This is a genomic window from Aureimonas glaciei, assembly GCF_014643375.1.
Classification (GTDB): Bacteria; Pseudomonadota; Alphaproteobacteria; order Rhizobiales; family Rhizobiaceae; genus Plantimonas; species Plantimonas glaciei.
In genome coordinates, this window is the sequence record NZ_BMJJ01000001.1 from 391984 (window position 1) to 416777 (window position 24794).

28 protein-coding genes are annotated in these 24794 nt (G+C 68.1%); 18 read left to right on the forward strand and 10 right to left on the reverse strand.

Annotation, left to right across the window (positions count from 1 at the left end; genetic code table 11):
* Nucleotides 1-9: 9 nt before the first annotated feature.
* From IEX88_RS01790 to IEX88_RS01810, 5 genes are all read right to left on the reverse strand, one after another.
* Nucleotides 10-1287, reverse strand: coding sequence for an adenylate/guanylate cyclase domain-containing protein (locus IEX88_RS01790; protein ID WP_188848839.1), 1278 nt, complete (start codon nucleotides 1285-1287; stop codon nucleotides 10-12).
* A complete protein-coding gene (locus tag IEX88_RS01795; protein ID WP_188848840.1) occupies nucleotides 1284-2714 on the reverse strand; it encodes an adenylate/guanylate cyclase domain-containing protein in 1431 nt (476 codons plus the stop codon). Before IEX88_RS01795 ends, IEX88_RS01790 begins: the two co-directional genes overlap by 4 nt.
* On the reverse strand, nucleotides 2698-3573 hold the full coding sequence (locus tag IEX88_RS01800) for an MBL fold metallo-hydrolase (RefSeq protein ID WP_188848841.1): 876 nt from the start codon (nucleotides 3571-3573) through the stop codon (nucleotides 2698-2700). Before IEX88_RS01800 ends, IEX88_RS01795 begins: the two co-directional genes overlap by 17 nt.
* 60 nt (nucleotides 3574-3633) lie before the next feature.
* On the reverse strand, nucleotides 3634-4095 hold the full coding sequence (locus tag IEX88_RS01805; protein WP_188848842.1) for a cyclic nucleotide-binding domain-containing protein: 462 nt from the start codon (nucleotides 4093-4095) through the stop codon (nucleotides 3634-3636).
* Between the two features lie 187 nt (nucleotides 4096-4282).
* Nucleotides 4283-7132, reverse strand: coding sequence for an ABC transporter transmembrane domain-containing protein (locus IEX88_RS01810; protein ID WP_188848843.1), 2850 nt, complete (start codon nucleotides 7130-7132; stop codon nucleotides 4283-4285).
* 418 nt (nucleotides 7133-7550) lie between these two features.
* On the opposite strand from IEX88_RS01810, the gene msrA reads away from it, so the two are divergent.
* A complete protein-coding gene (gene msrA, locus IEX88_RS01815; protein ID WP_188848844.1) occupies nucleotides 7551-8288 on the forward strand; it encodes a peptide-methionine (S)-S-oxide reductase MsrA in 738 nt (245 codons plus the stop codon).
* A 150-nt stretch (nucleotides 8289-8438) separates the two neighbouring features.
* Nucleotides 8439-8714, forward strand: a complete 276-nt coding sequence (locus tag IEX88_RS01820) for an Rdx family protein (RefSeq protein ID WP_188848845.1) — start codon at nucleotides 8439-8441, stop codon at nucleotides 8712-8714.
* A 65-nt stretch (nucleotides 8715-8779) separates the two neighbouring features.
* Here the strand turns inward: IEX88_RS01820 and IEX88_RS01825 are convergent, their stop codons facing one another.
* Nucleotides 8780-9355, reverse strand: a complete 576-nt coding sequence (locus IEX88_RS01825) for a DUF1236 domain-containing protein (protein WP_188848846.1) — start codon at nucleotides 9353-9355, stop codon at nucleotides 8780-8782.
* Between the two features lie 111 nt (nucleotides 9356-9466).
* Nucleotides 9467-9823 carry a DUF427 domain-containing protein gene (locus IEX88_RS01830; RefSeq protein WP_188848847.1) on the reverse strand — a complete coding sequence of 119 codons (357 nt, stop codon included), beginning with the start codon at nucleotides 9821-9823 and terminating at the stop codon, nucleotides 9467-9469.
* Nucleotides 9824-9979: 156 nt separating this feature from the next.
* On the opposite strand from IEX88_RS01830, the gene betB reads away from it, so the two are divergent.
* The 8 genes from betB (at nucleotide 9980) to yacG (ending at nucleotide 15901) form a co-directional block, all read left to right on the forward strand.
* On the forward strand, nucleotides 9980-11443 hold the full coding sequence (gene betB, locus IEX88_RS01835) for a betaine-aldehyde dehydrogenase (RefSeq protein WP_188848848.1): 1464 nt from the start codon (nucleotides 9980-9982) through the stop codon (nucleotides 11441-11443).
* Nucleotides 11444-11531: 88 nt separating this feature from the next.
* Nucleotides 11532-12089, forward strand: a complete 558-nt coding sequence (locus tag IEX88_RS01840) for a sigma-70 family RNA polymerase sigma factor (protein WP_244639763.1) — start codon at nucleotides 11532-11534, stop codon at nucleotides 12087-12089.
* Nucleotides 12086-12802, forward strand: a complete 717-nt coding sequence (locus IEX88_RS01845) for an anti-sigma factor (protein WP_188848850.1) — start codon at nucleotides 12086-12088, stop codon at nucleotides 12800-12802. Before IEX88_RS01840 ends, IEX88_RS01845 begins: the two co-directional genes overlap by 4 nt.
* A 173-nt stretch (nucleotides 12803-12975) precedes the next feature.
* Nucleotides 12976-13131 (forward strand): hypothetical protein, encoded by a 156-nt coding sequence (locus tag IEX88_RS01850; protein ID WP_188848851.1) that lies wholly within the window; start codon nucleotides 12976-12978, stop codon nucleotides 13129-13131.
* A 215-nt stretch (nucleotides 13132-13346) separates the two neighbouring features.
* Nucleotides 13347-14636 (forward strand): UDP-N-acetylglucosamine 1-carboxyvinyltransferase, encoded by a 1290-nt coding sequence (gene murA, locus IEX88_RS01855; RefSeq protein ID WP_188848852.1) that lies wholly within the window; start codon nucleotides 13347-13349, stop codon nucleotides 14634-14636.
* Nucleotides 14637-14842: 206 nt separating this feature from the next.
* Nucleotides 14843-15061: a translation initiation factor IF-1 gene (gene infA / locus IEX88_RS01860; protein ID WP_056509387.1), complete on the forward strand. Its 219-nt coding sequence runs from the start codon at nucleotides 14843-14845 to the stop codon at nucleotides 15059-15061.
* 19 nt (nucleotides 15062-15080) lie between these two features.
* The gene (locus tag IEX88_RS01865) at nucleotides 15081-15722 is read left to right on the forward strand and encodes a Maf-like protein (RefSeq protein WP_188848853.1); all 642 of its coding nucleotides are present in this window, start codon (nucleotides 15081-15083) and stop codon (nucleotides 15720-15722) included.
* Nucleotides 15719-15901, forward strand: a complete 183-nt coding sequence (gene yacG / locus IEX88_RS01870; RefSeq protein WP_188848854.1) for a DNA gyrase inhibitor YacG — start codon at nucleotides 15719-15721, stop codon at nucleotides 15899-15901. The genes IEX88_RS01865 and yacG overlap by 4 nt, the downstream gene beginning before the upstream one ends.
* Nucleotides 15902-15946: 45 nt before the next feature.
* On the opposite strand, the gene IEX88_RS01875 is transcribed toward yacG, so the two are convergent.
* The 3 genes from IEX88_RS01875 to IEX88_RS01885 all read right to left on the reverse strand — a co-directional run bounded on the left by IEX88_RS01875 (nucleotide 15947) and on the right by IEX88_RS01885 (nucleotide 18122).
* Nucleotides 15947-16210, reverse strand: coding sequence for a hypothetical protein (locus IEX88_RS01875; protein ID WP_188848855.1), 264 nt, complete (start codon nucleotides 16208-16210; stop codon nucleotides 15947-15949).
* Between the two features lie 194 nt (nucleotides 16211-16404).
* Nucleotides 16405-17013, reverse strand: coding sequence for a transglutaminase-like cysteine peptidase (locus IEX88_RS01880; RefSeq protein ID WP_188848856.1), 609 nt, complete (start codon nucleotides 17011-17013; stop codon nucleotides 16405-16407).
* Between the two features lie 293 nt (nucleotides 17014-17306).
* Nucleotides 17307-18122, reverse strand: coding sequence for an alpha/beta hydrolase (locus IEX88_RS01885; protein ID WP_373289529.1), 816 nt, complete (start codon nucleotides 18120-18122; stop codon nucleotides 17307-17309).
* 297 nt (nucleotides 18123-18419) lie between these two features.
* Between IEX88_RS01885 and infC the strand changes: the two genes are divergently transcribed.
* The 8 genes from infC to pheT all read left to right on the forward strand — a co-directional run bounded on the left by infC (nucleotide 18420) and on the right by pheT (nucleotide 24727).
* Entirely contained in the window at nucleotides 18420-18959 is a 540-nt protein-coding gene (gene infC, locus IEX88_RS01890; RefSeq protein WP_188849280.1) for a translation initiation factor IF-3, read from the forward strand.
* A gap of 265 nt (nucleotides 18960-19224) precedes the next feature.
* Entirely contained in the window at nucleotides 19225-19425 is a 201-nt protein-coding gene (rpmI, locus tag IEX88_RS01895; protein WP_188848857.1) for a 50S ribosomal protein L35, read from the forward strand.
* 36 nt (nucleotides 19426-19461) lie between these two features.
* On the forward strand, nucleotides 19462-19887 hold the full coding sequence (rplT, locus tag IEX88_RS01900) for a 50S ribosomal protein L20 (protein ID WP_188848858.1): 426 nt from the start codon (nucleotides 19462-19464) through the stop codon (nucleotides 19885-19887).
* 204 nt (nucleotides 19888-20091) lie between these two features.
* Complete coding sequence (gene pheS / locus IEX88_RS01905; RefSeq protein WP_373289530.1) at nucleotides 20092-21186, forward strand: phenylalanine--tRNA ligase subunit alpha; 1095 nt, start codon at nucleotides 20092-20094, stop codon at nucleotides 21184-21186.
* A gap of 121 nt (nucleotides 21187-21307) precedes the next feature.
* Nucleotides 21308-21421: a hypothetical protein gene (locus IEX88_RS26745; RefSeq protein WP_244639812.1), complete on the forward strand. Its 114-nt coding sequence runs from the start codon at nucleotides 21308-21310 to the stop codon at nucleotides 21419-21421.
* Entirely contained in the window at nucleotides 21405-21701 is a 297-nt protein-coding gene (locus IEX88_RS01915) for a DUF2442 domain-containing protein (protein ID WP_188848860.1), read from the forward strand. Before IEX88_RS26745 ends, IEX88_RS01915 begins: the two co-directional genes overlap by 17 nt.
* Nucleotides 21701-22177: a hypothetical protein gene (locus IEX88_RS01920; RefSeq protein WP_188848861.1), complete on the forward strand. Its 477-nt coding sequence runs from the start codon at nucleotides 21701-21703 to the stop codon at nucleotides 22175-22177. The genes IEX88_RS01915 and IEX88_RS01920 overlap by 1 nt, the downstream gene beginning before the upstream one ends.
* A 123-nt stretch (nucleotides 22178-22300) precedes the next feature.
* Nucleotides 22301-24727, forward strand: a complete 2427-nt coding sequence (gene pheT, locus IEX88_RS01925) for a phenylalanine--tRNA ligase subunit beta (protein WP_188848862.1) — start codon at nucleotides 22301-22303, stop codon at nucleotides 24725-24727.
* Nucleotides 24728-24794 lie beyond the last annotated feature (67 nt).

Genomic DNA, 24794 nt, shown 5'->3' on the forward strand with positions numbered 1-24794 from the left:
CGAGGACCATCACCCCACCCCGCCGACGGGCGCCGCCAGGGCCGGGCGCCCTTCGGCGGGCGCCTCGATCATCGCGTAGAGCTCGACCGGATTCTCCAGGCCCACGAGCGGGTGTTCGCCGACCGAGACCCAGGCGGCCGGGTCGGTCTCGGCGACCGCTCGGGTCGCCAGGACGCCGGCGCCCAGCGTCTTCGTCATCTTCTCGATCCGCGCCACCTCGTTCACGGTCGGGCCGACGATCGAGAAGGACAGGCGGCGGGGAATGCCGACATTGCCGAACATGACCTCGCCGATGTTCATGGCGATGCCGAAGGTGATCGGCGCCTGTCCGGCGGCGCGCCGCCCTTCATTGAGAATGGCGGCGGCGGCCCGCGCCCGGTGTGCGGCAAAGGTCGCGGCGCGCACCACATCGTCCAGCGTCTCGCCCGTCTCGCAGCTATGACCCTTGATGGGGAAGATCGCCAGCACGGCGTCGCCGATGAAGGCGAGCACCTCGCCGCCGGCCTCGATCGCCGCCTCGGCGACGCAGCCGAAATAGGCGTTGAGTAAAGCGAGGTAGCTCGCCTCGTCCAGGGTCTCGGAGGAGTGGGTGGAATCGCGCAGGTCCGAATACCAGACCAGTGCCAGCGTGCGGCTGCCGCTGCCGAGCTGGATCTGGCCGGACAGCACCTGGCGCGCGACCGTCGGCCCGAGATAGGCGTCGGTGATGTTGGCCGTCATCCGCGGCTGGATCGCGGTCTTGCAGGCGACCGCGAAGGAGCGCTGCAGGCGCTGCAGCGCGCCGATGTCGCCGTCGGAAAAGCCGGAGGGGCGTTCCGTCACCCAGGTCACGTAGAGGCCGAAATCGGCGCGGCCGTCGGGGCGCAGCGCCGGGCGGCCGCCGGTGAAGGAGGTGCGGATGCCGAGAAAGTCGGTGAAGCCGCCCGCCGCCAGCTCGCGCATGAGGGCGAAGTCGAGCTGCGGGTCGCTGCCGGTCAGGCGGCGCCGCATCACCGTCACGTCCTTTTCCAGCATCCAGCGGATCGGGCTCTGCAGCCAGGCCTCGCTCTCGCGGTCCTGATGGTTGAACTGCTGGAATTCCAGATCCTCGTCCTGGTGCCAGAGCAGCGTCTCGGCGCGGAAGAGCGGGTGCAGCGTCGGCCAGGTCACGCGCGCGCGCACCACGGGAATGCCGATCGACTGCAGCTTCAGGCAGAGCTGGCGAAAGGTGCCGGGGAAGGGACTGTCGGCGAGCGCCTGCTCGATCAGCCAGTCGCCGATTCCCTCGACGAGGGTATCCGTGCTCATCCCGGCTGCCCGGCGCCGCCCGGCGCGGCGGCGCGGCGCAGGACGACAATCTCGACGGCGGCGGCGATGCCGGGGATGTCGGCCACCCGTCCTTCCAACCCGGGCTCCGGGGCAAAGCCCTGCTCCTGCGCCAGAGCGAGCGTCGAGGCGGTGGTGATTCCCTGCGAGCCGATCATCTTGTTGTGCTTCTCGAGTTTGGCGCACAGGTTCACCGCGCTGCCGATCACCGTGAATTCGAGACGCCCCTCTACGCCGACGAGGCCGGCAATGACAGGCCCGGCCACCGCGGCGACGCCGAGCCCGCCGGAGGCGAACCAGGAATCCTCCCTCTGTCCGGCGAAGGCGGCAAAGCCGTCGAGCACGGCCACGGCGCAGCGCAAGGCGTCGGCGGCATGGGTCTCGGCCGGGCGCACCGCGCCGAAAGTGACCATGATGCCGTCGCCCATGAACTTGTCGATCGTGCCGCCATGCCGGTGGATGATCGGCACCAGCGCCGCCTGCACGGACGCCAGGGCGCCGATGACGGCGGCCGGCGGGCGGCTGGCGGCGATGGTGGTGAAGTTGCGCAGGTCGACGAAGAGGATGGTGGCGTTGCGCAGCTCGCCGTCGCCGGGGGCAGTGTCGCCGTCCTGGTCGCGGATGTCGCTGGCGACGGCGGGATCGAAGAAGCGCGACAGGTTGCCGGCCGCCTGCGTCTCGCTGATCGACGAGATGAGGAGGCGCTTGGCCAGGGTCAGCGACAGCGCGAGCACGCCGGTCACCATGGTGATCAGGAGGATCTTGTCGATCTCGGCGCCGAGCAGCACCGTGTTGCTGGTCAGATAGGTCACGTAGTTGCGGGTGATGATCGCGTGCTCGGGGTCGAAGAGAATGACCCAGGCGAGGATGGCCATCCAGCCGATCGCCGCCATCGCCCCGGCGGCGACGACGAAGCGGACCTCGAAGCGCAGGGTGCGGATGGCGATGAACAGGAAGACGTAGAGCAGCGTCGGCGATTTCAGGACGAAGCTCGGCGGCTGTCCGTACTGCTTGTGGAAGCTCCAGATCAGGGCATAGAGCAGGATGAAGTCGAGGGCGATCGAGGCGTAGATGGCGAAGGCCGGAACCGGCGGATGCAGCGCCCAGAGCAGGCCCGCAAAGGTCAAAATCAGATAGGCGGACAGGAAATAGGGCGTCGGCGACGACAGCATGCCGATGTCGGTCGGCCGCGGAGCCAGCACGTAGAGCAGGGCGACGAAGGAGACGATGAAGATCTGGATGATCTTCACCAGCACCTCGCCGACATCGTCCCGGCGGACCACCTGGGCCCTGATGCTGGGCGAGAGGGCCTTGGCGAGGTCGGCGCCGCGAAGCTGGGCCAGGATCTCGGACGGGCGGATCCAGCCCGTCACCCGGCCCCCGTCCTCCTCGTCAGTCGTGAGCGCCATCGACCCCCTCCAGACGGTCGACCGGTGCCGCCAGGCGGAAGGCGAGGCCGGTGCGGCCGGCGACGACATCAGGGAAGACGGCGCGAGCCTCCGCCTCGATGCGGGCGAGTTCGGCGTCGTCGCGGTAGTGAGAGTGGTGGAACAGCACGAGCTGCCTTGCGCCGGCGCGCTGGGCGAGGCGCACGCCCTCCTCCCAGGAGGAATGGCCGTAGCCGCGGTGCTTGGCCATTTCGGCATCGGTGTAGGTGGTGTCGTAGAAGACGATGTCGGCTCCCGCAAACAGTGCCAGCACCGCCTCGTCCGTCTCGCCGGGCTCGTGCTCGGTATCGGTAACGTAGGCGGCGACGCGGCCGCGGTGCTCGACGCGGTAGCCGACGGCCCCGTTCGGGTGGCGCAACCGCGCCGTCGATATCCGGATCCCCGGCTGCGGCGTCAGCACCTCGCCCGGCTGGAAGCTGCGATAGTCGACGGCGGCGGAAAACACCTTCGGCGTGATCGGCAGGAAGGGCGCGCGCATGTAGTCGGTGACGGTCTCGGCGCAGGAACGCCCGTCCAGCATGTGCCCGGCCGAGACCGAGATGGCGCAGCCCGGCTTGTACAGCGGTACGAAGAAGGGAAAGCCCATGATGTGGTCGTAGTGCACATGGCTGAAGAACAGGTCTGCCGCAGCGACCCCCTCGGCCGCCATTTCGCGCCCGAGCGGCACGATGCCGGTGCCGGCGTCGAAGATCAGCCGGTGGCCGGCGATCCGCATCTCGACGCAGCAGGTTTCCGTGCCGAAGGCCGTCTGGCTCTCGCCGCAGCCGGGCAGCGTGCCGCGGGCGCCCCAGACCTTGAGGGTGAAATCATCATCCGTCACCGCGGAGTTCCCGCCGCGGCCGCCAGTCCGGTCGCCCGCGATCCGCCCGCGGCGCCGGCATCACCCACGGGCGTTCCGACTCTCGGCCGCGACGAGGTCGGCCGTCGTCCGGCTGAGGCGGAAGCCGAGTTCGCGCAGCATGGCGATGCCCATGGAAGGGAAGGTGGTCAGGAGCTCGCCAAAGCATTCCTTGTTGACCTTCAGCGCGGTCAGGTCCGACGTCGCCTCGACGGTCGCGGTGCGCGGCACGTCGCAGAGAATGGCGATCTCGCCGACGAAATCGGTCTCGCCGACTTCGGCGAGTTCGATGCGGCCATTGGCGCTGTTGGCGAAGACCCGGGCATTGCCGCTGAGGATGACATAGGCGCTGTCGCCGACATCGCCCTGTTCGAACAGCGTCTCGTTCTTGCGGTAGCGCACGACCTGGGAGGTAAAGGCGAGGAGCTTCAGTTTCGGCGAATCGACGCCCGAAAACAGCGGCACCCGCCGCAGGATGTCCACCTCGTTCTTCAACTGGCTCATGTCGACTACGATCTCCGCAAGAGATGGAATGCCGTGCTGTACTCGAAGCCTTCGATCCTCCCCGACGGGAGGAATGTCTTTTCATATGGTATCGGCGTGACTGTCCGTCATCCCGCCGGCAGTGACAAGCCCTCGAGGGCGCTTAGAGCCGCAACTTCGTCGCCGAAAGGCCTAGAAGAGGGGGTGATCAACCGGACGTTGCCAGGCGCTCGCCGTGCGGCGCCGGCGGCAGCGGCGTCTCGCCGGGCTTTTCCGCCTCGTCCTCCTGCAGGCTGGGGCCATCCTCGCCGACCGGCCGCGGCGCCGGCGCCCCCGATCCTGCTGCCGCCTCGGCCTCCTCGACCTCCTCGACGAAGTCCGGCGCCTCGCCGCCGACCGGGGCATCGGCGACGACCCTTCCGCCCTTGAACTCGATCACCCGGTCGAAGAACTGCGCATGCTGAGCCGAGGCGAGCACCCAGAAGGTGCCGAAGGGCGCCTCGGCGCGGGCGCCATAGGCGAGCGTCGCCTCGACGATGCGCGCCTGGCTGTCGATGTCGAGCGCCGACAGGCCGCGGTTGACGATGAGGTAGTCGGGCGCCTTCAGGAGGGCCCGGGCGAGCGCCAGCTTCTGCTGCTGGCCGACCGACAGACGCTTGGCGCCGGCGCCGACGTCGTAATAGAGGCCTGTCGCCTGCACGATGTCGGAGAGGCCGAGCTCGTCGAAGGTGCGCAGGAGGAGCCCCTCCACCGCCGAGGTCGCATTGGCGAGATCATAGGCGATGCGGCCGAAGAGGATGTTGTCCTGGATCGAGGCGGCCGGGTTGAAGGCGTCGGCGTCGTGGAAGACCAGGAGTTCGGCCAGTTCCTCCGGGATCTTTTCGCGAAAGATCTGGCGCGTCTCGACGACGCGCTGCATGAAGGCCTCGTCGATGAAGCCGAGGCGGTGGCTGGGCTCGATGTAGCTGAGCGCGAGGCGCACCAGAGCGGCGCGCTCCGCCTGCGCCGCCTGCTCGTAGCTGCGCCCGGCGGCGCGCGAGAGCACCTGACGGTATTCGCCGAGCTCTTCCGGCGTCATCACCGAAATGCGCTGCAGCAGTGGGTTGCCCGGCTCCAGCTCGCCGAACAGCTCGATCATCGTCGCGGCGATGTTGCGGCCGATCTCGAACAGGTCGGGGGCGAGACCGGTGGCGCGCAGCGTATCGCGCGCATAGGGGTGGACATAGAACTGCGACAGGCCGAGGCGGTGGTCGACCGGCGCGCCGAAGACGATGTTCTCCATGATCGAGGCATTGGCGATGTAGCGGTCTGGGTCGAAGGGCTCGACATAGGCCTCCATGTTCTCCGCCGCCAGGAGATCGCGAAAGCTGTGGCGCGACTGCAGAACCGTGTCGGCGACCTGGTCCTGGAACTCGGGCGGAACCCGCGTGCGCAGCCCGAACAGATGCACGTCGCGATCGAGGATGACGAGCTTCAGGATTTCGGCGATGCGGTGGCCGAGCTCCTCCTTCGAGGAAAGGCCAAGCGCCTCGTAGTCGATCCAGTCGTCGCGCACGTCGAGCAGCGTGTTGCCCGAGCGCTTGGTCTCGTGCCGGATCTTGGTCTCCACGGTGCTCTTGCCCCGCGGCCCCGGAGTCACCGGGTAGTGGCGCAGGCCGTAGAGCAGGGTGTCGCGCAGCGTGGCGCGGGGAAAATAGGTGACGGCGTCGACATAGGCGACGCGCCGCCCGGTGACCGCCTCCGGCAGCTTGCCGAGCGGCTCGCCCGCCAGAAGCACCTGGCCGGTATCGGTCGGCCGCAGCCGCGCCAGCACCTCGGCGACGTTTTCGGCCCCTTCGCCGATGCCGGAGACGACGGCGACCTTCTCGTCCAGCGGCAGCTCGATCGTCACCTGCTCGAACAGCCGGCCGTCGGATTCGTCGCTGGCGCCGAGATTGGTCAGGGCGTAGCCGGCGGCCAAAGCGGGAACGCGCTCCATCACCGGCTTCTGCAGGACGTCGTCGGCGATGTTGTCGACGTCGAACTGCTCGACCACCTGCTCGTACTTGACCGTCACGTCGAGCCGGCTCTGGTCCCAGTCGATCAGGTCTTTCAGCGGCGAGGGCAGGTCCTTGTAGGCGGCGATGACGGCGACGAGCTGGCCGATGTCGAGCTGGCCGCGGATCGCGAAATAGCCGCCGAACAGGTAGAAGATGAAGGGCGTCACCTGGCTGAGGAAATTGTTCAGGAATTTGACCAGGAACTTCCACTGGTAGATGTCGAAGCGGATCAGGTAGATGCGGCCGAGTTCCTCGGCGACCCCGGCGCGCTCGTAGTTCGAGGTATCGTTGGTGTGGACGCTGGCGATGCCCTCGACGATCTCGCCGACCCGGCCGGCGAACATGCGCGCCGTCAGCTGGCGCTGGCGGCCGAGCACGAGCAGCCGCCGCCGCATGCGCGGAATGAGCACGATCTGGATGACCATCACCGCCATCGCCACCATGCCGAGCTGAACGCTCTGGATGAAGATGAAGACGATCGCCGTCAGCACCTGGCTGATCAGGTAGACGGGCGTGACGAAGGCCTCGCCGATGAAGCCGCCGATCGGCTCCAGCTCGTCCTTGATCATCGAGGCGACTTCGGGCGAGCGGAGCTGGCGGAAGCGCAGGATGGGAAAGCGCAGGACGAGGTCGACGAACTCGAAGCGCATGCGGCGCAGCATGCGCTCGCCGAGCCGGCCCTTGTAGGTGTTGAGGTAGTATTTGAACCAGCCGTTGACGATGACCATCAGCAGGAACAGGCCGCTGAGGACGTAGAGCGCGCTGAGCCGGTCGAGCGTGAAGCCGTCGAACAGGGAAAAGCCGCTGAAGACCGGCAGCCAGTCGGGCAGCGAGATTCCCAGATAGGTCTGGGTGCTCATGCCGCGCTCGAAACCCTGGCCCTGGATCGGCCCGTTGACGATGAGCTTGGGCAGGTTCAGCGAGAAGAACAGCGCCGGGATCGACAGGGCCACCACGAACAGCATCCACAGCTGGTCGCGCTTGGTATGCTTCCAGGCATATTTGTAGAGCGATGCCATCGGTGATCAGTCCATTGCGGTGCGAAACGCTAGCAGCCGCGCCGTCCCCGCGCCAGAAGCTCGCCTGAAATAGACCGGTCGTCGCCGCGTTGGAACGCCCGCGACGCGGTTTTCGTGGTTTCAGGCGTGTCGGCGGCGTCGCCGCGCCCAGCGCCCGGGGCTGAGGGCGTGCCGCCCCCTTCGCTGCCCCTCCGCTGGCCCTGAGGCAATCGAAGGGGGAGCGTATCGGGCCGCTGTCGCCCCGCCATTGCCGCAGGTGTGATTTGCACGGGAGGCAGGGCATGCGCATCTAGGAGCCAAGCGCGGTCGCGGACCGGAGCGGCCGGTCGTCATCGGCCGGCGGCGTTCTGCCAGATACGGCGCAGCGCGGCTTTTTCGCTCGATCCATCAACCGCCTATCGGACAAGGGAAATCATCGATGCCTTCGACACCCGCCCGCCGTTCCCGTCCTTTCCGCCTTGCCGCCTCGATCGGCCTGGCCACGCTGGTCCTGGCCGGCGGGGCAACCCTGGCGAGCCGGCTCCCGGCCCAGGCCGCGGAAGCCGCCTTCATCATTCCGGCACCGACGCTCGACGCCAAGGGCGGCACGGGCACAGAGACGGCGATCCTTGCCGGCGGCTGCTTCTGGGGGGTGCAGGGCGTCTTCCAGCACGTGAAGGGCGTCAGCAACGCCGTCTCGGGCTATGCCGGCGGCACGGCCGACACGGCCACTTACCCAATCGTCTCGGGGGGCGGATCCGACCATGCCGAGGCGGTGCAGATCACCTATGATCCGAAGCAAGTGACCTATGGCGAGATCCTGCAGATCTACTTCTCCGTGGCGCACGACCCGACCCAGCTGAACCGCCAGGGACCCGACAGCGGCACGCAGTACCGCTCGGCGATCTTCCCGACCACGCCCGAGCAGGCGAAGATCGCCAAGGCCTATATCGGCCAGCTCGACGGGACCGGCGTCTACGGGGAGAAGATCGTCACCAAGATCGAGGACGGGGCGCGCTTCTTCCCGGCCGAGGCCTATCACCAGGATTTCCTCTTCCAGAACCCGACCTATCCCTACATCGTCATCAACGACCAGCCGAAGATCGACAATCTGAAGCAAGTGTTTCCGCAGCAGTTCCGCGCCGAGCCGGCTCTGGTCGCCAGCGCCAAGAGCTGAGGCCCACCGCCGCGCGGCGGGAAACGTCGCGGCAAGGGGCGGCGGCAGGCCGACCGTCGCCGACCCTCGGCCTCTCCTCGCCCGGCCCGGCCCGCTTGCCAGCGGCGCCGGGCTTGTCCATGTCTGTTGCCTGGGCAGCAAGGAGCCGACATGACCGGACCGCGGATCACCATCACCTACTGCACCCAGTGCCAATGGCTGCTGCGCGCCGGCTGGATGGCACAGGAGCTCCTGTCGACCTTCGGTGCCGATCTCGGCGAGGTGGCGCTGGTGCCGGGAACCGGCGGCATTTTCGAGATCGCCTGCGACGGCACGCTGATCTGGGAGCGCCAGCGCGACGGCGGCTTTCCCGAGGCGAAGGTGCTGAAACAGCGCGTGCGCGACGTCATGGACCCCGGCCGCGATCTCGGCCACAGCGACCGCTGAGCTGAACCAAGGGCCAAAAAGCAAAACGCCGCCCGGAGGCGGCGTTTCGGTCGATGGGCGGCAGGTCAGCGAGGATAGTAGACGACGCGCCGGCTGGTCTGGTCGACCACATAGGGCTGGCCGTTGTGGTAGAAGTAGCTGTAGCCCTTGTAGCCGTCGACCGGCTGCAGGCGGGCATCCACGGGTACTTCATAGCCGACGTCGATATCGCCCTCGATCGTCAGCGGATCGACCGGATTGTCGCGGACATAGCCGATCAGCTCGTCCGGGATGCCGTCCTGAACCACAGGGGCGCCATCGACCACGGTGTCGGCGTCGACATAGACGACCGAACGGTCCTGAGCCCGCACGATCACCGGACGATCGTCGCCGGCGTAGAAGTAGACATAGTCCGGGTTGTCGGGGACCGGCACCAGCTCGACGCTGTCGGGCACGATATAACCCTGGCTGAGCTCGCCCTCGAGCTGCACGGCCGGCCGGGGATTGGCGATGACATAGCTGCGGACCGGCTCGGGGGCCGGCACGACCGTCACGACGGATCCGGCCACGGACCCGCTGTCCCGGACGATGATCTGGTCGGCCAGGACCGGGCCGGCCCCGAGAGCGGCCAAGGCCACGGTGGTAAAGAGAAACTGGCGCATCGAAAACTTCCTTGCGGTGTGATGTCCTTCGCACCGACAACCCGGCGCAGCCGGGAGAGTTCCGGCCGCGCGGTGCCCTTGACCCCGGCGACCGGCAGGATGCGGCGGGGTTCAGCCGATTTCGATGCGCACCTTGTCGGGGTAGAAGGCGACATGCCCGGCGATCGCCATGACCCCCTCCTTCGGCGTGTCGTAGCCCCAGACGGCGTTCTCGGCGGCCGAGCCGCCGGCCGAAATCGTCCAGTAGCTGGCTTTGCCCTTGTGCGGGCAGGTCGTGTGCTTGTCCGTCGGCAGCAGGAACTCCATCGCGACATGCTCCTTCGGGATGTAGACCACCGGCGGATAGCTGCCCTCCTGGAGGATCAGCGCCTCCTTGGTCGTGGCGAGGACGTTGTCGTTGAAATAGACGTTCACCGGCCGCGGCTCTGGCGTGATGGTGATGTACGGCTTTTCCTTCAGCATGCTCATCGTCGGTCTCCAGGTTGCGGTGATAAATCTTCAACCGGGCGCCGCGCCAGGAGTTCCAGGCCGGGGCTGCGCCGGAGGGCGCCTGTCGCAATTGGGGTAGAACGGCGCGCCCGGCGTTGTAAAAGGGCGTCGACACCCATCCGAAAGGGCCCCGCCATGCGTGCACAGCCGACAGCCTCCCATTTCATCGACGGCGCCTATGCCGACGATCCCGCCGGCGCCCCCTTCGACAGCCTCTATCCCGCCACCGGCGAGACCATCGCCCGGCTGCAGGCGGCCTCGCCCGCCACGATCGAAGCCGCGGTCGCTGCCGCCGCCCGCGGCCAGGCCGAATGGGCCGCCTTCACCGGCGCCGAGCGCGGCCGGGTTCTGCGCCGCGCCGCCGAGCTTTTGCGCGCCCGCAACCGGGAAATCTCCGAGCTCGAGACGCTCGACACCGGCAAGGCACTGTCGGAGACGCTCGTCGCCGACGCCGCCTCGGGCGCCGACTGCCTGGAATATTTCGGCGCGCTGGCGGCCGACCTCAAGGGCGAATACATCGATCTCGGCGGCTCCTTCGCCTATACCCGCCGCGAGCCGCTCGGCATCTGCGTCGGCATCGGCGCCTGGAACTATCCGATCCAGATCGCCTGCTGGAAGGCGGCGCCCGCGCTCGCCTGCGGCAATGCGATGATCTTCAAGCCCTCGGAAGTCACGCCCCTCTCGGCGCTGAAGCTCGCCGAGATCCTGATCGAGGCCGGCCTGCCCCGGGGCGTCTTCAACGTCGTGCAGGGCGACGGCGCCGTCGGCGCGGCGCTCGTCGGCCACACCCTCGTGTCGAAGGTCTCCGTCACCGGCTCGATCGCCACCGGCGTGCGCGTCATGCAGGCGGCGAGCGAGGGCCTGAAGCCCGTCACGCTCGAACTCGGCGGCAAGTCGCCGATCATCGTCTTTGCCGACGCCGACCTCGACGCCGCCGTCTCCGGCGCCATCCTCGGCAATTTCTACTCGACCGGCCAGATCTGCTCCAACGGCACGCGCGTCTATGTCGAGCGCTCGGTGCGTGCCGAATTCGTGAGACGGCTCGTCGCCCGCACCGAAAAGATCCGCCTCGGCGACCCGCTGGACGAGGCGACCGAGATGGGCCCGCTGGTCTCGCGCGCCCAATACGACCGCGTCCTCGCCTATCTCGACCTCGGCAAAGCCGAGGGTGCGTCGCTCGCCACCGGCGGCCAGGCGGCTCGGCCGGAAAACTTCGCCGAGGGCCTCTTCGTCGAGCCGACGGTCTTCACCGACGTCACCGACACCATGCGCATCGGCCGCGAGGAGATTTTTGGCCCGGTGATGTGCGTCTTCGATTTCGACGGGGAGGACGAGGTCATCGCCCGCGCCAACGATACGGAGATGGGCCTCGCCGCCGGCGTCTTCACCCGCGACATCGCCCGCGGCCACCGCGTCGTGGCGAAGCTGAAGGCCGGCACCTGCTGGATCAACGCCTACAATCTGACGCCGGTCGAAATGCCGTTCGGCGGTATGAAGCGCTCCGGCTTCGGCCGCGAGAACGGCCGGGCGGCCATCGAGCACTACACGCAGCTGAAGTCGGTCTATGTCGAGATGGGCACGGCCGAGGCCCCTTACTGAGCACTTCGTCCCGGGCGCGCCGGTTGACTTTTGCCGGGGCGCCCTGTTGGGCTGGCGCCGGGATGGAGACGATAGAGACAGTGACGCGGTGAGCCCGGACGAGGGACGGCAATATCTGGTGGATCGGCTGCAGGCCGTCGCCGCGGGCGACCGTGCGGCCCTGCGCGATCTCTATGAGCGGACGTCCGCGAAGCTATTCGGCGTCTGCCTGCGTATCTTGCCCGACAGGGAAGAGGCCGAAGACGTGTTGCAGGATGTCTATCTGACGGTGTGGAACAAGGCGGAGCGGTTCGATCCCGCGCGCGCGAGCCCGATCACCTGGCTCGCCACCATCGCCCGCAACCGGGCGATCGACCGCCAGCGCGCCATCGGCCCGCGCGCCTTCGACCGTTCCGTCGACGATGCCGCCGACATCGCCGCCGACACCCCGGATGCGTTGACGCAGCTGGAGCGCGGCGAGGAGAACCGGCAGCTCTCGGCCTGCCTCGACGCCCTCGACGCCCGCACCCGCGGCGCCATCGTCGCCGCCTTCTTCGGCGGACGCACCTACGAGGCGCTCGCCACCGAGGAGGGCGTGCCGCTCGGCACGATGAAGAGCCTCGTGCGCCGTGGCCTGCAGCGCCTGAAGAACTGTCTGCAGCCATGAGCGATCGCACCGATCCTCCGGACGACGACGTCCTGGCCGCGGAACTCGCCCTCGGCGTGCTGGATGGCGCCGAACGCGTCCGGGCCGACCGCCGACGGCGCCAGGACCCCGTCTTCGCCCGCGCCGTCGAGGAGTGGGAGGACCGGCTCGGGCCGATGCTGGCCGCCGTCGAGCCCGTGCCCGCGCCTTCCGGCCTCTGGGACAGGATCGACGCGGATCTCGGCCGGGTTCTCAGGGTGCAGACGGCGCTGGCGCCGCGGGCCGAGGCGCGTGCCCGGGACGGCCGCGTCTCCGGCCTCTGGCGCTGGTTCGGCCTCGGCTCCTTTGGCCTCGCCACGGCGAGCCTTGCGGCGCTTCTCGTCGTCGCGCAGCCCGGTCCGCCGGCCGAGCCGCTGACCGCCTCGCTCGCCGGCGAAACCGGGCCGCCGCTCTACACCGCCGTCGTCTATCCCGGCGCGACGAGCGCGACGCTGGTGCCGGTCGCCGTCGGCGCCGACCCGCTGCACGCGCACGAGCTCTGGCTGCTCGCGCCGGACGGCGAGCCGCTGTCGCTTGGCGTCCTGGCGCAGGAGGGCACGCTGAGGGTCACCATTCCGCCGGCGCTGCTCGCCAAGGGCGGCGTTCTGGCCATCACCCGTGAGCCGCCCGGCGGCTCGCCGTCCGGCAAGCCGACGGGCCCGGTCGTCGCCAAGGGCGCGCTGCAGTCGATCTAGAGCCCGATCCCGGAAGGGGGCTTCCGGCTTTCGGAAAAGATCATGCAAGGACATGAATTAAAGCGGGACGACGATTCGAGAAAAGCCATCCTGCTTTAGCCGCGTTCCCGCGGGCAGGGGCCGGGGCGCGCCGTCTGGCTAAGCGCCTCGACCTTCGCTAAGACGGGCGGCCGATGACCAAATTCTTCTCCGCCCTCTTCATTCTTTTAATGCTGATCCAGCTGATCCGGCCGCTCGGCCTGCCCGGACTGCGCCGGCGCGGCGACTTCTGGAAGCTGGCGGTCTTTGCCTTCGTCGTCTTCGGCCTCACCATCCTCATCCGGCCCTGAGCCACCGGCATGCCGCCGGCCCGGACCGGGGACAACGCGCAAGCCATTTGAATGTAAGGCAGCTCTGGTGTAGATCGGGCGACCGCGGAGGCTGAGGCGCCCGCCGCGTCGGACAGGATTGCCTGGACCGTCGCCGGCGAAAAGCCCGCGCCTCACGCACCGCATTCAGCCGCCCGCAGCGGCAACTCACTCTCGGCAAGCTTGGACCCGACTTCATGGATCGTATTCGCATCAGGGGCGGTAACACGCTGAACGGGGTGATCCCGATTTCCGGCGCCAAGAACGCGGCTCTGCCGCTGATGATCGCCTCGCTGCTCACCGACGACACGCTGACGCTCGAAAACGTGCCGCATCTGGCCGATGTCGAGCAGCTCATCCGCATCCTCGGCAATCACGGTGTCGACTATTCCGTTTCCGGCAAGCGGCTGAGCCAGACGCCGGCCAATGGCCGCACCATCCATTTCACCGCCCGCACCATCGTCGACACGACCGCGCCGTACGAACTGGTGTCGAAGATGCGCGCCAGCTTCTGGGTCATCGGCCCGCTGCTCGCCCGCATGCACAAGGCCAAGGTCTCGCTGCCCGGCGGCTGCGCCATCGGTACGCGCCCGGTCGACCTGTTCATCGACGGACTGCGCGCGCTCGGCGCCACCATCGACATCGACCAGGGCTATATCCATGCCGAGGCCAAGGGCGGCCTCGTCGGCAACCGCTTCGTCTTTCCGAAGGTCTCGGTCGGCGCGACCCATGTTCTGATGATGGCCGCCTCGCTGGCCAAGGGCGAGACCGTCCTCGAAAACGCCGCACGCGAGCCCGAGGTCGTCGACCTCGCGACCTGCCTCAACGCCATGGGCGCGAAGATCACCGGTGCCGGCACGCCGACCATCACCATCCAGGGCGTCACCGCGCTGTCGGGCGCCCGCCACCGCGTCCTGCCCGACCGCATCGAGACCGGCACCTATGCCATGGCCGTGGCGATGACCGGCGGCGACGTCGTGCTGGAAGGCACCGACGCGGCCCTGCTGCAGAGCGCATTTGCCGCCCTGCGCCAGGCCGGCGCGGAGATCAGCCAGGCGCCGAACGGCATCAGGGTCACCCGCAACGGCGGCGGCGTGCAGCCGGTGGACGTGATCACCGATCCCTTCCCAGGCTTCCCGACCGATCTGCAGGCGCAGTTCATGGCGCTGATGACACGCTCGTCGGGCATCTCGCACATCACCGAGACGATCTTCGAGAACCGCTTCATGCACGTGCAGGAGCTCGCCCGGCTCGGCGCGAAGATCTCGCTTTCCGGCCAGGTGGCCCGGATCGAGGGCGTCGAGCGGCTGGCGGGCGCCCAGGTGATGGCGACGGACCTCCGCGCCTCGGTGTCGCTGGTGATCGCCGGCCTTGCCGCGGAAGGCGAGACGACGGTCAACCGCGTCTACCATCTCGACCGCGGCTTCGAGCGGCTGGAGGAGAAGCTTGTCGCCTGCGGCGCCGAAGTGGAGCGGATTTCGGGCTAGCAGGCCCATCCGGGCCCGCCCGAGACAGCGGGTCGATGGCGGCGAATTTCAGGGGCGCGACGGTGTATTCCCCCATCGCGCCTTGCTTTTTCAGACGATCCATCTGATCTAGGGCCAATTCTGATATACAGGGCCGCGACGTGACGCGGCGTTTCCTTGCCGCGCGGGCACGCCCCGACCACGGCCCCTTTGAGGTTAAGACGCTTATGGCGAAAGAAGAAGTTCTCGAATTCCCGGGTCTGGTGACCGAACTCCTCCCGAATGCGACCTTCCGCATCAAGCTCGAGAACGACCACGAGATCATCGCCCACACGGCCGGCCGGATGCGCAAGAACCGCATTCGCGTGCTGACGGGCGACAAGGTCCTGGTCGAGATGACGCCCTACGACTTGTCCAAGGGTCGCATCACCTACCGCTTCAAGTAGCGGCGGGCCGCAGGGCGCGATGGCACAACGCATTCACCTGGTTCTCGCTTCCGGCTCGCCGCGGCGGGTGGAGCTGCTGCAGCAGGCGGGCATCGAGCCCGAACGCCTGCTGCCGGCCGATATCGACGAGACGCCGCAGAAGAGCGAGCATCCGCGCTCCCTTGCCAAGCGGCTCGCCAAGACCAAGGCCGAGACGGCCTTTGCGGTGCTCGGCGAGCGCGGCGAGGGCGAGGGTCGCCTGGTGCTGGCTGCCGATACCGTCGTCTCCGTCGGCCGCCAGATCCTGCCGAAGGCGGAACTTGCCGACGAGGCGCTCGCCAATCTTCGCATCCTCTCCGGCCGCACCCACCGCGTCCATACGGGCCTCTGCCTGATTACGCCCAGCGGCGCCCAGCGCCAGCGCCTCGTCGAGACGCGCGTGCGCTTCAAGCGGCTGTCGCGGGACGACATCGATTCCTACATCGCCTCCGGGGAATGGCGCGGCAAGGCCGGCGGCTATGCCATCCAGGGCCTGGCCGGCAGTTTCGTCGTTCGCCTCGTCGGCTCCTACACCAATGTGGTCGGGCTGCCGCTGTACGAGACGATCGCGCTGATCGGCGGCGAGGGTTTCGACATCCACGCGCCCTGGCGCGAGGCCGGCAAGGCGGCGGCGGCCTCGTGAGCGACGGCGTCGTCACGCCCCTGCGGCCGAAGCGGAAATGCCCGGAATGCGGCCGGGCGTCGGACCGCGAGGCCTATCCCTTCTGCTCCTTCCGCTGCAAGGACGCCGATCTGGGCCGCTGGCTGTCCGGCCGCTACGTCATTCCCGGCCCTGTCGACGAGGCCTCGGAGGAGGACTGACGCGGTCGGACGGCGGAACCTCCGCCGAGCGTTCCGGCCGCGATCCTACCGGGCGCCGTTGGTAGGGGCCCCGGCGCGCCGATCGCCCCTGGCCGCGACGTCTTCGCGCTTCACGCACTGTGGATCGACGGCCAGCTTCGGCGCCACGAGCAGCGGCGTGGATCTCCGGCCGAGTTCGGCCACGGCGGAGCGCAGTTTCGCCTCGCTCCGGCCGCTGGACGCGATGCGAAGGCCGCGCAGAGCCTCCTCCACCGTCTGCGCCAGCTGCGCGTCGCTCAGCATGTCCTCGTCGAATCGGTCGTCGGTCATTGGCTTGCCCATCCTCGACGCCTCGCATCCCGGCGGGATGACAAAGCGGCACTATAGGGCCGTGCGCGCGGCACGCCTTTAACCTGCTTTATAAAGCCGTGCTTATTTCCGGCCTGCCGCTTGGCGCATGGATCGCCGGCGAGGCCCGGCATCCGGCCCGCCCCCAATCGCCGTCCGCCGAGTGGCGCCGGCGGCTATGGGGCGACGGCGCTCACCAGCACATTGGTGTCGGTGCTGATCGCCTGCCAGGTCGCCGGATCGGCGCTGCTCTGCCGTTTCAGAAAGGTGTAGGGCGTGTCGCGCCAGGGCCGGACGCGCCAGTCGAGATTGTCGAGGACATAGTCGCCGGAGGTGGTCGTCAGCGTCAGGATCGCGTGTCCCTCGCCATTCCTCTTGCGCACCACGGTGATCAGGAGGTCGGACAGGGCGATGCCCGCGGCATGCAGCTTGCGGCGCTTCAGGAGCGCGTAGTCCTCGCAGTCGCCGCGCTCGGCGGGATAGGTCCAGTGTTCCTCGACCCCATATTGCTCCTGGTCGGACTGCGGCCGGATCGTCGCATTCACCGATGTATTGATCGAGGCGATCAGGGCGATGACCTCGGGTTCCAGTTCCAGGCGCTCGGCGGCAGCCGGCCCCTCGGCCGCGCAGTCCCTGGGTTGCGCCTTGCAGAAGAGCCGGTGTCCGAGCGGCGCCACGGCCACGGCCCCGGCGGTCATGAAATCCGCCGCCGCCGCTGGAGCGGAGGGCAGGATCAGGCAAAGCGCGAGCGCTAACCCGGCGCCGGACGCGCGGATCTGGTGCATTCTCATACCCTCCGAAGAGCGGATTGATGCGTGTTGAAGGATGTTGGGTGCGATGCGAAAAACTGTCAACGCCCGCAATTTCGGGGTGCGGGTTGTGACGCAGGATTCACGCAAGCTGGCAGGGTGGAGTAGGCCCGTCTGCCTCGACCATCGGCCGAGCCCGCCGGGGCCGGAGGGCAGGGGGTCGCGCTTTCCCCTGTCTAATCAACGGCCTGGAGTAATCCCCTGCCGATTTGTAACAAATTTGTCACGAAGCGAAGACGATTCGCAAAAGCGACCGGGCCGCCGGGAACCTAACGCGACATCGTCAGTCGGGCTTCGGTGACGAGGGCGCCGAGGGCCCTCTCGATCAAGACGAGATCGCTCTCGCGCGACAGGCGGTGATCCCCGTCCTTCACCAGGGTCAGCGTCACGCCGTCGGCGGGCAGAAGGGTGACGAGATCGAGCGCGTGCGCATAGGGAACGTCCGGATCCTGCATGCCCTGGATGATGTGCACCGGGCAGCCGGTCTCGATCAGCCCCTCCATCACCAGATTGCTCTCGCCGTCCTCGATCAGCGCCCGGCTGTAGATCATCGGCGCGCCGTAGGCCGAGGGCTCGCTGCAAAAGCCCTTGGTTTCCAAGTCCTGGCGCTGGGCGGGCGAGAGGTTCGGCACCACCAGGCGGCGGGGGAAGTCGGGCGCCGGCGCCAGCAGCAGCAGGCCCGCGACGCGGTCGCTGCCCTTTCGGCGCAGTTTCGCGACGAGGCGAAGCGCAATCCAGGCACCCATCGAGGAGCCGACGAGGACGACCGGGCCGGTGAGCGTCGCATCGAGGACCGCCTCGGCCTCCTCGAGCCAGCGGCTGATCGTGCCCTCGACGAATTCGCCGCCGGACTCGCCGTGGCCGGAATAGTCGAAGCGGCAGAAGCCCCATCCTTCCCGCGCGGTGCACGCGGCCAGGCGCTCGGCCTTGGTGCCCCGCATGTCGGAGGCGTAGCCGCCGAGCCAGAGCACCGACGGTGCCGCACCGGCCGCGGCGCGATAGGCGATGGAGCGCTGCGCGGGGCCGGCGCCGATTTCCAGGAATTTCGGCGCCCCGGTGGGCGGTTCAGGCGGCGCGAGCGGCAAGGACAGGGGAGCTCCCTTCGCGGGGCGCAGCCATTTCTTGGCGCGACGTGGTGAAAACCCGGTTCGGACGTGCTATATCACAGGGGATACGGGCTCGGCGCGCCGAAAATCTTCGGTTTTCATGGCGCGGGTGCTGCGACCATCCGGCACAACGCGCCGGTCCGCCGTGGCGATCGGGTCCCCATCCATCCGGGCAGGCAGCTTCACGGCAGGTCGGTCCGGAAAGCCAAGCCGAGACATGCCAGCCCGAGAGGGCAGAAGCCAGACCATACCGTCAATAGCCAGGAGACAACGACCATTCGCAGACCATTTCGCGCGCCGCCCGCCCAGAAGGAGGGGCCGCGCTCCAACAAGGACATCCGGATTCCCTTTGTCCAGTTGATCGACACCGACGGACAGAATCGCGGACCGACGCCGACGGCCGAAGCCCTCGCCATGGCCGAGGAAGCCGGACTCGACCTCGTCGAGATCGTGCCGACCGCCAACCCGCCCGTCTGCAAGATCCTCGATCTCGGCAAGCTGAAATACGAAGGCCAGAAAAAGGCCGCCGAGCAGCGCAAGCGCCAGAAGACCGTCGAGGTCAAAGAGATCAAGATGCGGCCGAACATCGACGATCACGACTACGAGACCAAGATGAAGGCGGTCCGTCGCTTCTTCGAGGAAGGCGACAAGGTCAAGCTGACGCTGCGCTTCCGCGGCCGTGAAATGGCGCATCAGGACCTCGGAATGGTCTTGCTGAACCGCGTCCGCGAGGAGACCGCCGAGATCGCCAAGGTCGAGGCCGAGCCCAAGCTCGAAGGCCGTCAGATGATGATGGTTCTCGCCCCTCGGGCATGAACCGCCGCGCTTGCGTCCATCGCCCCTGCCATCGATCGCCCCGACGACGGGCTCGCTGGCGGCGCGCGATGGGCGCAACGCTTCAAACCGGTCTTGCCTTGTCCGGCAAAAATCGGCTATAGCACCGCCGTCTAGCGAGCGGGCCGGCAGGGCATGCCGTGTTCGCTCCCAACGCTATGCGCGTCAATCCGAAGCCTTTCGTATTGCAGGCGTCCAACCGCTCTTGGCGGTGGCCGCCGTCGCGCTTCCGATCAAGGAGAGCAAAATGCCCAAGATGAAGACCAAGGCCAGCGCCAAGAAGCGGTTCCGGTTCACCGCCAACGGCCGCGTCAAGGCCGGTGCCGCCGGCAAGCGCCACGGCATGATCAAACGCTCCAACGACTTTCTTCGCAATGCGCGCGGGACGATGATTCTGTCCAAGCCCGACGAGCGGATCGTCAAGATTTACATGCCGTACAACCGCTGAGCGGTCCGGCAGTTTTAAAAATCAAGGAGCAAGATCATGGCACGCGTTAAAAGAGGCGTCACCTCGCACGCCAAGCACAAGAAGGTTCTCGAGCAGGCCAAGGGCTTCCGGGGCCGCCGCAAGAACACCATCCGCACGGCGCTCGCCGCCGTCGACCGCTCGAAGCAGTATGCGACGCGCGATCGCCGCGTGAAGAAGCGGAATTTCCGCGCTCTCTGGATCCAGCGCATCAATGCCGCGGTTCGCGAGCACGGCCTGACCTACGCCCGCTTCATCGACGGCCTGTCGAAGACCGGCATCGAAGTCGACCGCAAGGTCATGTCCGACCTCGCCATCCACGAGCCCGAGGCTTTCGCCGCGCTGGTCGAGTCGGCCAAGGCCGCGCTGGACTATCTGAAGGGCCAGAACCCCGGCTCCTACGAGCGCGCCGTTCGCGAGCCGGTCACGACCGTCGCCGCCTAAGGCATCGCCTGACCGACCATCAAAGGCCCGCCTGGCATCCGCCGGCGGGCCTTTTGCTTTTGGGCCGCGTGGGGGCTCCGCTCCGTTCGCCCTGGCCTTGCCGCCCGGGGCACTTGCCCCCGCGCTTTTCATCGGCGCCACCCCGCGCTAGAAGGCGGCCAGACGCGATAGCCGGGCGAACTCGCCGCGACCGCTTTGATTGCCATGGAGTGCGATGTGACCGATCTGACGGCGCTTGAGACGAGACTGACGCAGGCGATCGAGGCCGCCGGCGACGAGGCCGCGCTCGAGGCCGTGCGCCTCGACGCGCTCGGCAAGAAAGGCGAGATCTCCGAGCTCCTGAAGGGCCTGGGCAAGATGAGCCCGGACGAGCGCCGCGAGGAGGGCCCGAAACTGAACGGGTTGCGCGACCGCGTCCAGGCCGCGCTCGCCGAGCGCCGCGAGGCGCTGGCGGACATCGCCATCTCGGCCCGGCTGAAGGCCGAGACGGTCGACGTCTCGCTGCCGGTGCGCTCCTCGCCCGCCTCGCGCGGCCGCATCCACCCGATCAGCCAGGTGATCGACGAGATCACCGCAATCTTCGCCGACATGGGATTCGCCATCGCCGAGGGTCCGGATATCGAGACCGACCACTACAATTTTACAGCGCTGAATTTTCCGGAAGGCCACCCGGCGCGCGAGATGCACGACACCTTCTTCCTCGAGGCGGACGAGAAGGGCGAGCGAAAACTCCTGCGCACCCACACCTCGCCGGTGCAGATCCACACCATGGAGAAGCAGAAGCCGCCGATCCGCATCGTCATCCCCGGCAAGACCTATCGCCAGGATTCCGACGCGACGCACACGCCGATGTTCCACCAGGTCGAGGGCCTCGTCATCGACAAGACGGCGAATGTCGCCAACATGAAGTGGGTGCTGACCGAGTTCTGCAAGACCTTCTTCGAGGTCGAGAGCCTCAACATGCGCTTCCGCCCGTCCTTCTTCCCCTTCACCGAGCCGAGCATGGAGGTCGACATCCAGTGCGACCGCTCCGGCTCGGAAATCCGCTTCGGCGAGGGCACGGACTGGCTGGAAATCCTCGGCTGCGGCATGGTGCACCCGAACGTCTTGCGCGGCGTCGGCCTCGACCCCGCGGAATACCAGGGCTTTGCCTGGGGCATGGGCATCGACCGCATCGCCATGCTGAAATACGGCATGCCGGACCTGCGCGACTTCTTCGAGGCGGACGTGCGCTGGATCGAACACTACGGATTCCGGCCGCTCGACGTGCCGACGCTGTTCGGCGGCCTGTCGAACTGACATGCCGACGGTCCTGCGGCGGAGGGGATACCGTTTCTTCTTCTACTCTGCAGATGGGTGAGAGCCGCCCCATATTCATGTCGTCAAGGACGGCCGCGAAGCGAAGGTCTGGCTGGGCGACATCGGCCTGGCGGCCAATGCCGGGTACTCCATGCGGGATCTGAGCGAGATCCTGCGGATGGTCCGGGACAAGCAGGATGTGTTTCTGGAGGCGTGGCATGATCATTTCGGATGACGAGATCGAAGCAAGCCGGCCTGTCGCTGCAAGCTGCCAAAACGGCTTCCTGCACGTCCGACTGCAGGACGGGCGCGAAATCGGCGCGCCTCTCTGGTGGTATCAGCGCCTCGCTACGGCCGATGCCGACAGGCTCGTCCCGATCGAACTCTCGCCCCTGGGGCTTCACTGGCCAGCGCTGGATGAGGACATCTCCGTCGCCAGCATCCTCAAGGGTCAGAAGGCGCCAGGCGCCGTGCCTCCAGCAGAGACCAAAGCAACGCATTCGGGAAGATCGTGATGACCGCAAAGCTGTTCTTCCTCGAAGCCATCGCCGTCGTCAGCGGAGCGATTATCGGCGCGCTGGTCTTCCTCGTGGCGCATTGGCTGCTGGTCAATGGCGCGGTGTCGACGGGCGGGCTGTCCGGCGTCATCGTCGCGCTGGTGACGGTGATCATCTTCGCGGTCTACTACCACTATCTCAGCCAGACGCCGGCGGCGCTCGCCTCCTTCTTCACCGGCGTCCTGCTGCCGGCGATCGCCGCCGGCATCGTCATCGGCGGCGAGGCGACGACCGCCGGCGCGCTCATCGCCTATGGCGTATTCTCGCTGGCCTCTCTCCTCGTCTACCGCTTCGTCTTCGCCTCGATCTCCGGGCGCGACATCGGCCCGGACCTCGTTCGGCGTCAGCAGGACGCCGCGTCGCCCGCGTCGCCCGTGTCGCCTATGCCGCCCGTGCCGCCGGCACCGCCGCGCCGTCCCGGCGAGCCGCTGTAGATACCGGGCCGATGCGCCGGCGACGCCGCCGGTCTTTCCTTCCGGCGCCGTCGCCGCTAGGACCCTTTCCCATCCCGTTCCCGCGAGACGGCCTTCCGGCCGCCGAGACCCAAGGTCGTTGCCATGAAGTTCACCCTGTCCTGGCTGAAGGATCACCTCGAGACCGAGGCCCCCCTCGCCGAGATCGCCGACCGGCTGACCGCGCTCGGCCTCGAGGTCGACGGCATCGACGACAAGGCGGCCATGCGGCCCTTCACGATCGCCCGCGTCGTCAGCGCCGAGCGCCATCCCGATGCCGACAAGCTGCAGGTGCTGATGGTCGATGCGGGCCCTGGCGTGAACAACGGCAAGCCGCTGCAGGTCGTCTGCGGCGCGCCGAACGCCCGCGCCGGCCTCGTCGGCGTGCTCGGCCTGCCCGGCACCTACGTCCCCGGCCTCGACGTGACGCTCGGCGTCGGCAAGATCCGCGGCGTCGAATCCAACGGCATGATGTGTTCCGAGCGTGAGCTGGAACTGTCCGACGAGCACAACGGCATCATCGACCTGCCCGCCGACGCGCCGGTTGGCACGGCCTTCGCTGACTACGCCAACCTCGCCGACCCCGTGATCGAGATCGGCCTGACGCCGAACCGGCCGGACGCGACCGGCGTCCACGGCATCGCCCGCGATCTGGCCGCCGCCGGCCTCGGCACGCTGAAGGCGCCGGAGATCCGCGCCATCGGCGCTGCCGGCGCCTGCCCTGTCGGCGTCAAACTCGACTTTGCCGAGGGTGAAAGCCTCTGCCGCGGCTTTGCTCTGCGCAAGGTGACGGGCGTCGTGAACGGCAAGTCGCCGGAGTGGATGCAGAAGCGGCTCATCGCCATCGGCCTTCGCCCGATCAGCGCCCTCGTCGACATCACCAACTATCTCACCTTCGACTGCGGCCGTCCCTTGCACGTCTTCGACGCGCAGAAGGTGACGGGCGACCTCGTGGTGCGCTCGGCCCGCGCCGGCGAGGAGATTCTCGCGCTCGACGGCAAGACCTATGCGCTGCAGCCGGGCATGGCCGTCATATCAGACGACAAGGGCGTCGAATCGATTGCCGGCATCATGGGCGGCGAGGCTTCCGGCTGCGACGCTTCGACCACCGAAGTGCTGATCGAATCGGCGCTGTGGGAGCCCCTGAACATCGCCCGCACCGGCCGCGCGCTCGGCATCATCACCGATGCGCGCTACCGCTTCGAGCGCGGCGTCGATCCGGACTTCATGGTGCCCGGCCTCGACCTGGCGACGCAGCTGGTTCTCGAGATCTGCGGCGGCACGGCCTCGGAAGCGACGGTCATCGCGGCGCCCGCGCGCGAAACGGCGACGATCCGCCTCGCCTTCACCGAAGTCGAGCGACTGACGGGCCTTGCCGCCGCCGCCGACGAGCAGGTGGATCTCCTGCGCCGCCTCGGCTTTGCCGTCACCGCCGATGCGGAAGGTGCCGACGTCGTCGCGCCGAGCTGGCGGCCGGATATCGAGGGCAGCGCCGATCTCGTCGAGGAGGTGATGCGCCTCAAGGGCGTCGACCTGATCGAGCCGCAGCCGCTGCCGCGCCTCGGCGCGGTGTCGAAGCGCATCCTCACCACGGCGCAGATCCGCGACAAGGCTTCGCGCCGGGCACTGGCCGCTCGTGGCATGGTCGAGACGGTCACCTATTCCTTCATCGCCGAATCGCAGGCGAAAGCTTTTGGCGGCGGGTCGGCGGCGCTGAAGCTTGCCAACCCGATCTCGGCCGACCTTTCCGACATGCGTCCCTCGCTGCTGCCGAGCCTGATCGCGGCGGCGACCCGCAATGCCGCGCGCGGCAACCCCGACGTCGCGCTGTTCGAGGTGAGCCACGTCTACGCCTCGCCCGAGCCGGAAGGCCAGCGCCGCGTCGCCGCCGGCATCCGCCGCGGCACCGCCGGCCTGGCCGGATCGGGCCGGGCCTGGAACGGCCATGCCGATCCGGTCGGCGTCTTCGACGCCAAGGCCGATGCGCTGGCCGCGCTCGAGGCCGCCGGCGCGCCGGTGGCGAACCTGCAGATCGAGCAGGGGGCAAGCGCCTGGTACCATCCCGGCCGTTCGGGGCGCATCAAGCTCGGGCCGAAGGTCGTGCTGGCCGAGTTCGGCGAGTTCCACCCGCGCGCCCTGAAGACGCTGGACGCCGCCGGCGCCTTTGCCGGCTTCGAGGTGTTCCTCGGCGAGATCCCGGAGCCGAAGAAGAAGGCGACGCGGACCAAGCCGGTTCTGTCCCTCTCCGCCTTCCAGCCGGTGCGCCGCGACTTCGCCTTCGTCGTCGATGCCGGCACGGAGGCGCAGAAGATCGTGCGCGCCGCCGAAGGCGCCGACCGCAAGCTGGTTTCCGAGGTCCGCGTCTTCGATCTCTTCACCGGCCCGTCGCTCGGCGAGGGCAAACTGTCGGTGGCGATCGAGGTGACGCTGCGGCCGAGCGAGCGCACGCTGACCGAGGAGGAGCTCGAGGCGGTCTCGGCGAGAATCGTCGCCCAGGTCGGCAAGGCGACGGGCGGCGTGCTGCGCGGCTGAACGGAGCCGGACGCCCCTTGGCCGCCGCGCCAGCCTGGCGCAGGGCTGATGCCCTTTGCTGGGCGGT